This window comes from Protofrankia sp. Cr1 (genome assembly GCF_963555865.1).
In the GTDB taxonomy this organism is placed as follows: Bacteria; Actinomycetota; Actinomycetes; order Frankiales; family Frankiaceae; genus Protofrankia.
The window spans coordinates 7997-8853 of the sequence record NZ_CAUVXO010000057.1 but is presented as its reverse complement, the minus strand read 5'-3'; the positions used below and the strand labels follow the sequence as shown (position 1 = coordinate 8853).

Genomic DNA, 857 nt, shown 5'->3' with positions numbered 1-857 from the left:
GCCGGTGAGGTGCGCTGCTCAGGAGAGGCCCGGCCGTTGACGCCACCCACCGGCACCGTGGGAGTCCGCAGGGCAACCGTGCCGTCCCTATTGTGACAGTACCTCCGCTGTTCCCTTCCGTATTGTTCGACCCGCGTTCTGCGAGCATTGGCTGGTTGGCGATACTGGTCCGTGTGACGACCCGCAAGCCGACCGGCGAGATCACCGTCGGCGCCGACGGTGCGTCCAGGCAACCGTTCGCCCACCTGAGCGCGCCGAACGCGTCCTTTTATCGGGATGTGTTGATGACGTTCGCGCGGGCGAGAGACCGGTTCATCGTGCACATGCGTCCCGAGGACGTGAGCGCGGATCTGGGCCGGCCGGGGGATGGCGAGCCGGTGGTCGCGGCGTTGGAGAAGCTGGTCGAGTGGGGAAACCTGCGGTCCGATCCGGATACCGGCCGGGTGACCAGTGTGGAGGACTTCCATCGGGCCAGGTATCTGTACCAGCTGACCACCGCCGGGCAGGCGGCCGAGGAGGCGATCGCCGTCTACGAGGAGGCGATCGGACGCAGGGGTGTCCTCCAGTCGGTGGCGCTGGAGGATATTGCCGCGCAGCTGCGCGCACTGGCCGAGTTGGTCACGGCAGACGAGGCTCGGCTTGACCCGGCGAAGGTGCATCTGTTGTTGCTGGCGTTGGCCGAGCGCTTCACCGGGCTCGCCGACAATGCACAGGCATTCATGGCGTCGCTGCGTCGGGTGATTGATTTTGCCGATGGTGACGTGGTCGCGTTCGTCGCCTATAAACAGCGTCTCATCGACTATATCAACAGGTTCATCGCAGATCTGGCCAACCGGGGCGCGGAGATCGCCACCCTG

The 857-nt window shown here is 65.7% G+C and carries 1 protein-coding gene; it reads left to right on the top strand.

Annotated features, from left to right (window positions below):
• Positions 1–173: 173 nt before the first annotated feature.
• The coding region (locus tag U9980_RS07690) for a TIGR02677 family protein (RefSeq protein WP_416210186.1) at positions 174–857 on the top strand (684 nt) is incomplete at its 3' end.